Below are 7,669 nucleotides of genomic sequence, written 5' to 3'. Positions count from 1 at the left end.
TTTGAACGGTATTGATCGAAACATTGTTTTCTCTGGCAATGCTGGTCATAGATCGATCTTCAGTTAAAGCTGATAATACTTTGAGCTTAGAAGCATTAGAAATAGAACAGTATTTGTTTACTAGTTCAGATTGAGCCATGGACCAGCGCTCACAATCACGACATTTAACTCGCTGCTTAGCCAATCTGATAATGACAGGCAAACTGGCATTAGCTGTCGGATAGTGAATATTGGTAATCAAGTGGCCATTGTGCAAGAGATCTAAAGAGCCACAGCAAGGGCAAGCGGGTTGAATTAATTCGGCTTCATAGATTTTATGCTTCTTCATTTGAACCATCTTGTAGAAAAAGCTCTTAAAAACAATATTTTTATCTTTAATATCAAGCGCAAATTTAATACAATTATTTAAAGAGGACATAGTACACACCTTTACTTATAAAATGTTTAGTGGAATAGATTTTTTATTGGAAGTTTGTCAAATGGTGTTGAATGATAGTTTCTATCCTTTGGAGATCTCCGCGTGTGGGAGATCTTTTTTGTTGTTTTATTAGTTGCGGCGTTTAATCTGGTGTGTTGTCTGAATATCGTACTTGAAGGCATAACAAATAAGCTTTGATTTTGATTAGAACCTGCCTACCGCCCTTCACGTTGTTCCGGTTGGTGACCCCGTCATTTAGGTTCACTTTTATAAAGCTAAAAGTAAACCTAAACAACGGGTGAGATTAGCAAAGCAAAGGAGTGTTAATAATGACAGACAATTTACAATTTTATCACGGATCAACCAACAAATTCGATAATTTTAAAATTCAAAAAGTCCATAAAAACGGAGCTGATATGGGTTATTGCATTTATTTAACCGATAACCTAGAGCGAGCAACTCGCTATGCTGAAAAATATTTATATACAGTCTAAATGGACGCAAGTATTTTGGACAGTAGCCAAAAAATCAGTGGCAATCAAGTAACTCTCACACCTGCAAAAGTAACGAAATTAGTAGAAGGTATTGCCAAACAACAAATTAAAGAAGATGGCTACCCATATATTTTGTCTGATTGGGACGAACCGACTAGCGAAACACATATTGACGAGGGTAACCATCAAATTGCTAAGCACATTGCGCAAACCACTATTGAAACGGCTAAAGATGATCTCGATATTATTAACGACCTAGGTAATCAGGTGGGTGGTAATGATAGTGCAGCAGCAACTTTAAATCCAGTGCCTAATCAAATGAATATTCATTATGCTGTGCGAGATTTTAAGGACAGTCAGCAAGGCCATGACATGACCTCTAAAGAGTAATATTGTTTTAGTCCCCAAGACGTTAAGATCGTGTCGGTTAAGAATTATCAAGCACAGCAAGAGCCAGATAATGACCTAAAACAGTTATTAGCCAAGGCATTAAATCAGTCTTATCAAGACTTGCAACAGCAGGTTCAGCAAGCGACTAATCCACAACAAAAGTTAGGACTAAAAAATAAGTTAAATGATGTACACCATGAAATCAGTAAGCGAACTCAAAAACAGCTGCAAGCATTTGCTAAACAGAATCCAGAAATCAAGTCACCCGATATTGAATCTGATCAAAGCCTGAAATGTTAGGCAGTTTTGTTAAAAAGCATGCTATGATATGAGTAAGAAAAAAGAAATTCCGCTGAAACAGGACTTCCAAAACGAATTTTTTAAAGGCAGTGGCCTCGATTCGACAAAAGTAGTGATTTATACTGATGAATTTATAACTGGGGTTTTTGAAAATGCCATGTTGAAGAAATGGACAATTGTTAGAAAATATAATTCTTGTTTGCAGCTTTTGCGTATCTTTATAGCTGTTGTGTGATTATCAATAAATGTTCATATGAAAATCATAACGATATACGTTTTTTTATAGGAAGAGAAAAATAATGTACATTAAGAAAATGGTTCTGCATAATTTCAAATCTTTTTCATCAAATAATTCTGAAGATGAAGATATTGAAATACCATTTGCTTCTGGCGTAAATTATCTTGTTGGAAACAATAATGTTGGTAAAACAACCATCTTGAACGCCTTGGACTTTTTAACAACAGGTGGCAAAAAAGAGAATGTTATAACAAATGGCCATGAACAAGAAAACGTCAGTGTTACTATTGTTATAGATAATGTTAATCCGTTTGCGGGATCTTTAAAAAAATATAATCCATATATCAATAACCACCAGTTAACTCTTAAAAGGTCCTCAGAAGAAAATACCGTTAAGCAAGGGAAAGATGGTAAAGAAAAAAATGTGAAATTTGATATTAAAAAAGTAAGAGTTTTTAATTACCAGAAGAATCAATTTGAAAACCCCACCGGTATTGGTAGTACAATAACTGACTTAATAGATCCTCAAATTGTTTATGCTGATATGCATAATGAAGACTATCAGGATTTTGGTACCACCAAGACAACAGGGAAACTAATTCAAATAATTACCAAAGAATTCCAAACAGGTCCAGAGTTTGCTGCTTTAAAAGAAGCACATAAAAAAGCCTTTGGCGACAATGGCATTCAAAAATATTTGAACGACACAGAAAGAAACATAGACGAAATATTAAGTGATCAGTTTGGCGATTCCAAAATGGAGTTTAAGTTTGATTTTCCAAATGTCAATGATCTTATAAAAAAAGGAAATATATTATCTACCGAGAACGGTATAGAAACTGACATATCTGAAAAGGGAAATGGCTTGCAACGGGCTCTTGCTTTAGCAATTATTCAAGTCTATTCGAAAGTTAGTACCAAAGATGAGAACACGCAATTCTTGATAGACGAACCTGAAATATACTTACACCCCAAGGCACAAGATAAGTTAATAGATTCTTTAGTGAACTTATCTAAAAATGGTGATCAAGTATTTATAACGACACATTCGCCATACATACTAAGACATTACCATGAGGACAATGATTCTATAATTGTACTTTCTCTAAAAAAAGAAGGTAACCAGAAGGAGATAGACTTCGTTGATTCCTTATTGTTCTCCCCCACTTCAATAGGTGAGGTTACCTACAAGGCATTTGGTGTCCCAAATGTTGATCTGCATCAACTATTATTCACAAAAATATACATTTATTGGATTCGTAATAAAAAAACCAAAGATTCTAGTCTATCCGCTTTTGATGATGACTTTTTACAACCAGAATGTAACAAACAGTCTCTACCACCTCAATCTTATTTCCCTAGAGTACGTGGTAAGTGGAAAGCTGAACAACAGCGAACTATACCTTACATTGTTCGAAACGAAATTGATCATCCTGAAACTCTTGATGATCCAAATAGAAATGTCTGGAATGAAGATAACTTAAAGCAATCAATTGATTGCTTGTTGGTAATATATAAAGGGTTAAACATCAACAACACTATCGACTGATATGTCTCATGATAGTGCGATGTGGCCGTCTGATCCATCGCATCAATACAAAATCCCGCTGACAAGTTGCGTGTAAGCGCACGATTGTGCGGCACATTAAAACAGCTTCGAGATCCCTTATCCTGTTAAGGAATACCGGTCTTTTTGTTTGAGCTCAAGTCCAAATTCAAAGGACTTGAGCTTTTTTAATTAATTATTCAACTTACCGCAAAAAATTATACACTTAGCTTTGCCCACAAGAGTATACCCTATTGGTCTTTTTTATTTCTGTGATATACTAGGAATTACAAGTGTTCATTAGAACTGTCCAAAAGGAGAATTAGAAATGGCTAAAATCGGTTATGCGCGTGTGAGTTCCAAGGAGCAACATTTAGATCGACAGTTAGCGGCTTTAAAAGACGTTGATAAATTATTTACGGATAAATTAAGTGGGGCTAACACGAATCGGCCAGAACTGCAAAAAATGCTGGCCTATATTCGTGAGGGTGATATTGTCCTGGTCACTGAATTAGATCGCTTAGGCAGAAACAACCAGGATTTAACTAAGATTATGAACACCATTCAAAATAAGGGGGCCACCTTAGATGTGTTAAATTTACCGTCCATGACAGGGATTGCTGACCCAAATTTACGTCAACTGATGACCAACTTGATTATTGAACTCTATAAGTATCAGGCCGAAAGTGAACGTAAGCGAATCATTGAGCGCCAGCAGCAAGGGATTGCCTTAGCTAAGCAGCAGGGTAAATATCATGGGCGCAAACCCCAATACACCCAAGACGATCCCCGCTTGCAACATGCTTTTAAGCTTTATCGAGCTGGCATGAGTGACATTGATGTGTCCCGAAATACAGGTATTAAACGGACGACCTTTATTCGATACCGTGTGAAATACGGTATTAAAAGAAAATAGGGCCCCCTTTTGGTTAGCACATGAGATGTACCCCAAAAGCTAAAGTGAATAGTTGCTTGTCTTTTCTAGGCGGCACGGAGTCGATATTTTATCGGCGATGTGCCGCCTAGTTTCATTTGGATGCGGCAGGTGTTGTAATAAGTGATCCAATTTCTAACCGCCGTTATTAATTCTTCAGCGGAACGGTAATTTGATAAATCATCTAACTCAACCTTTAATTTGTCAAAAAAGCTTTCCATGCAGGCATTGTCTAAACAAGTGGCCCGTCGAGACATACTTGGTGTCAGTTTAGCTTTCCTAAGCTTCTTCTGCCAGGATTGATGGCGATATTGCCACCCCTGGTCAGTGTGTAAAAATTGTTTATAAGGCTGATTGGGAATTGAAGTAATCAATGAATTTAAAGGCTGTAAGGCAAATTTAAGGTTCGGGCTACCCGCAGTAATGGCATAGGTCAAAATCTCGTTATTGTATAAGTCCATAATTGGCTCGAGATAGACTTTTTCTTGCGTCGCTGGAATTTTAAATTCAGTTACATCGGCAACCATTTTCTGATAAGGCCGATCGGTTTGAAAGCGTCGATGCAATTTATTCTTAACCCGCTTCCCCTCAGGCCCTTTCGAAGAATCATATTTACGCGTCTTTAAAGTGCTTTCAGCAACGTATAATGATCACTCATATTGGATGAATCAACACCAATTTAATGTGATGGGTACGATGGGCAGAGCTTTGTTTACAAACAATTACCCGTTGTATGCTGAGGCTGTAGAAGCAACAACAGTTAACAATGAAGGAACTCATGGTGGTAATAACGGTTCAATTATGTATCAAATGCGGTTAGTGACTAAGAATGATCAAAGGGGTGAGTTGTTACCAGTATCAGCACAGCACGTGCAACTGATCGAAATGGGTCGTGACGTTGGTCATGCCTGGGACGATATAGGTGGTTTAAGCACACTTGCCCAAACAATTTATAGTCAGGGAACGAAAGTAGACCCGACAACTGGTGCAGTTTCTACAGCAACTAATGCTGTTAACCCGTTTAATTTTTTAAATGATCGATTGTTAGCAGGCACAACGTATATGATTCGTTACGAAAAAGGTGAAGATGTGATTTGGACACCAGCAGATAGTTCACGAGGTATTTATACTCAAATTAATCCTACAAGTCGAGGTCGGATTGATCCATTTTTAGGAATTCTATACAATTATTACAAGTACGATCAGAAGGTTAATATGAATGGTAGTAGGTATCAACCTCTTACACAAGCTTATGAGGCACAGATGCCGGAAGGAACTTCGTTCGATTATCCGGCGGCAGGTACGTTGTTGTTTACTCGGAAATCAGCTGAATAGCTTTCGAGGTTGACAAATTTCGAGAACTGTATTAGCATTCTAATCAAGTTATCATCTATCGGCTGTGAAGAATAGAGTAGTTCAAACAAAAGTCATTCAATCAGAGAGTGTCATGAGGTGAGAGAGCACGGATGACGATGAACGAAAATGAGTTTGGAGCCATTGGCAGATGGAAGTTTGCAAATCGTCTGAAGCACGTTACGGCTTTAGTGGGTTTTTGTTGATGAAGCCCGCGTAGAGGTAATAGCAAATTCCTATTATGAAAAAAGGTGGCACCACGGAAAAATCGTCCTTTAAATTCCAAGTGAATTTAGAGGGCGTTTTTTCTTTGTTACATTACCGGTAGAATTAACGGATATCGTCTGAACTGACGGTGATGAAAGATATAGTGTCGAATTTGAAAGGAAGCGGTTTTCATGCGGATTAGTTCGTTATCGGAAAAGGAATTTTTAGAAAAAGTTTTTGCGGCCCGGCAATTTTCAAAATCGGACGGCGCACTTTTGGCTGACACGTTGGTAGATGCCGATCTTCGCGGTATTTCGTCTCATGGTATTCAACGGTTGGCTTGGTATACAAGCATGATCAAGGAGCATATTATTGAACCACAAAATAAGTTGAAGGTTATCAAAGAAACGCCAACTAGTTTGTTAATCGATGCCAACAAAAATATGGGACAAATTGCGACTGCTTTTGCGGAAAAACAATTAATTAAAAAGACACAAAAACTAGGATTGTCGGTTGCTGTTATTCGCAATTCCAATCATTTCGGTACGGCCGGCTACTATGCCAGAATGGCGGCTAAACAAGGCCTGATCGGAATTGCGTTGACTAATACCCGGCCACTGGTGGTACCACCCAACGCAACCGAGGCCTTTCTGGGCTCCAATGCGTTTGCATTTACCTTTCCTGCAGAACCGCATCCGTTTGTATTTGACGGGGCTACTTCGATTGTTTCCAGTGGGAAGATCCAAGTGCTTGCTAAAAATAACCAACCAATTCCTGGCGATTGGGCCGTTGACGATCATCGCAGGGTGATGCATGATGCTCAAAAAGTTGAAGATAATTTGGCCAAAGTGGCCTTTACCGAAAAACAGCCTGGTGGCGGTGTGCTGACACTTGGCGGGTTATTGCAGTCAAATTCAAACTATAAGGGATTTGGCAATTCATTAGTGGTTGAGTTGCTGACAGGAATTTTGGCGCAAGGGTCGATTTCGGCTGATACCAATAAACCTGGCCATCATGATTTCAGCCAATTCCTGTTGACGATTAATCCGGAATTGTTTGGTAATCTGGACGATTTAAAGAAGTCTGCCGAGGAGATGTTTGACCGACTTCGTCACTTGAAGCATTTACCAGGTACTGAAATTATGATTCCGGGTGACCGTGAGTATCGACGTTATGCTGAAAACTTGAAGCAGGGAGTTGTGATTGACGATAAAACAGTCGCTGAATTAAAGACGATCGGCGAAGAATTAGCAATCCCCGTTCCAGAAGCGATTTGATAGCGGTCATTGATTTTTAATTTGGGTTTAAAAAAACGCCTCGGACTGTAAGACCGTTTTGCCGGTCAACGTACGAGGCGTTTTATGTAGTGTCAAAAATTGACTTTGAAATCAAATTAAGCTGATTGATCAATTAAAAGTAGGCGGTGACAAATAGGTAAGCAGCTAAACCAAACGCTGCCAATGATATAAGTGCTCTTAACAAATGAATATTGGCATGGCGGACAATAATTGGACCGATCAGTAGTCCCAATCCCAGTGGAATAACCAGCAACCAGTCGATCCGGGATTTAAAAATAAAAATCACGGTCGCAATCAGGTTGCCGGCAAACGCGATCACGTTTTTCATGGCGTTAACTACGGCAAAGCGGTCATCGGTAATGACGGACAAAATTGCCAGAAAGATAACCCCGCCGGCTGCACCAAAGTAACCGGTATAAGCACCCACTAACACGATGCCGATCAGGCTGATTAAAGAAAATCCACCATTTCTTTTGGGGAGAGGCGTGCAC

The 7,669-nt window shown here is 38.8% G+C and carries 8 protein-coding genes and 3 pseudogenes; 8 read left to right on the top strand and 3 right to left on the bottom strand.

Going from position 1 to position 7,669, the window contains the following annotated elements:
* Positions 1-418 (bottom strand): annotated as a pseudogene (locus HMPREF0518_RS08775) (ISL3 family transposase); the annotation flags it as partial.
* 329 nt (positions 419-747) lie between these two features.
* On the opposite strand from HMPREF0518_RS08775, the gene HMPREF0518_RS10160 reads away from it, so the two are divergent.
* From HMPREF0518_RS10160 to HMPREF0518_RS08750, 6 genes are all read left to right on the top strand, one after another.
* Positions 748-912, top strand: coding sequence for a DUF3990 domain-containing protein (locus HMPREF0518_RS10160; RefSeq protein ID WP_003627869.1), 165 nt, complete (start codon positions 748-750; stop codon positions 910-912).
* A gap of 15 nt (positions 913-927) precedes the next feature.
* Positions 928-1,302, top strand: coding sequence for a hypothetical protein (locus HMPREF0518_RS08770; RefSeq protein WP_035505185.1), 375 nt, complete (start codon positions 928-930; stop codon positions 1,300-1,302).
* A gap of 30 nt (positions 1,303-1,332) precedes the next feature.
* Positions 1,333-1,602: a hypothetical protein gene (locus HMPREF0518_RS08765; RefSeq protein WP_003627867.1), complete on the top strand. Its 270-nt coding sequence runs from the start codon at positions 1,333-1,335 to the stop codon at positions 1,600-1,602.
* 28 nt (positions 1,603-1,630) lie between these two features.
* On the top strand, positions 1,631-1,837 hold the full coding sequence (locus tag HMPREF0518_RS08760; RefSeq protein ID WP_003627866.1) for a hypothetical protein: 207 nt from the start codon (positions 1,631-1,633) through the stop codon (positions 1,835-1,837).
* Between the two features lie 64 nt (positions 1,838-1,901).
* A complete protein-coding gene (locus HMPREF0518_RS08755) occupies positions 1,902-3,389 on the top strand; it encodes an ATP-dependent nuclease (protein WP_003627865.1) in 1,488 nt (495 codons plus the stop codon).
* A gap of 325 nt (positions 3,390-3,714) precedes the next feature.
* Complete coding sequence (locus HMPREF0518_RS08750; RefSeq protein WP_003627864.1) at positions 3,715-4,302, top strand: recombinase family protein; 588 nt, start codon at positions 3,715-3,717, stop codon at positions 4,300-4,302.
* A gap of 65 nt (positions 4,303-4,367) precedes the next feature.
* Here HMPREF0518_RS08750 and HMPREF0518_RS08745 read toward each other — a convergent pair.
* Positions 4,368-4,934 (bottom strand): annotated as a pseudogene (locus HMPREF0518_RS08745) (IS3 family transposase); the annotation flags it as partial.
* Between the two features lie 49 nt (positions 4,935-4,983).
* On the opposite strand from HMPREF0518_RS08745, the gene HMPREF0518_RS08740 reads away from it, so the two are divergent.
* Both HMPREF0518_RS08740 and HMPREF0518_RS08735 read left to right on the top strand, forming a co-directional pair.
* Positions 4,984-5,655 (top strand): hypothetical protein, encoded by a 672-nt coding sequence (locus HMPREF0518_RS08740; RefSeq protein ID WP_003627862.1) that lies wholly within the window; start codon positions 4,984-4,986, stop codon positions 5,653-5,655.
* A 416-nt stretch (positions 5,656-6,071) separates the two neighbouring features.
* Positions 6,072-7,157, top strand: a complete 1,086-nt coding sequence (locus tag HMPREF0518_RS08735; RefSeq protein WP_003627861.1) for an Ldh family oxidoreductase — start codon at positions 6,072-6,074, stop codon at positions 7,155-7,157.
* Positions 7,158-7,290: 133 nt separating this feature from the next.
* Here HMPREF0518_RS08735 and HMPREF0518_RS08730 read toward each other — a convergent pair.
* Positions 7,291-7,669: pseudogene (locus HMPREF0518_RS08730) on the bottom strand (TSUP family transporter); the annotation flags it as partial.

Origin of the sequence: Lactobacillus helveticus DSM 20075 = CGMCC 1.1877 (assembly GCF_000160855.1) — a bacterium.
GTDB classification, from domain to species: Bacteria; Bacillota; Bacilli; order Lactobacillales; family Lactobacillaceae; genus Lactobacillus; species Lactobacillus helveticus.
Note: the sequence above shows the minus strand (reverse complement) of the source record. Positions and strands in the feature narration are given on the sequence as shown.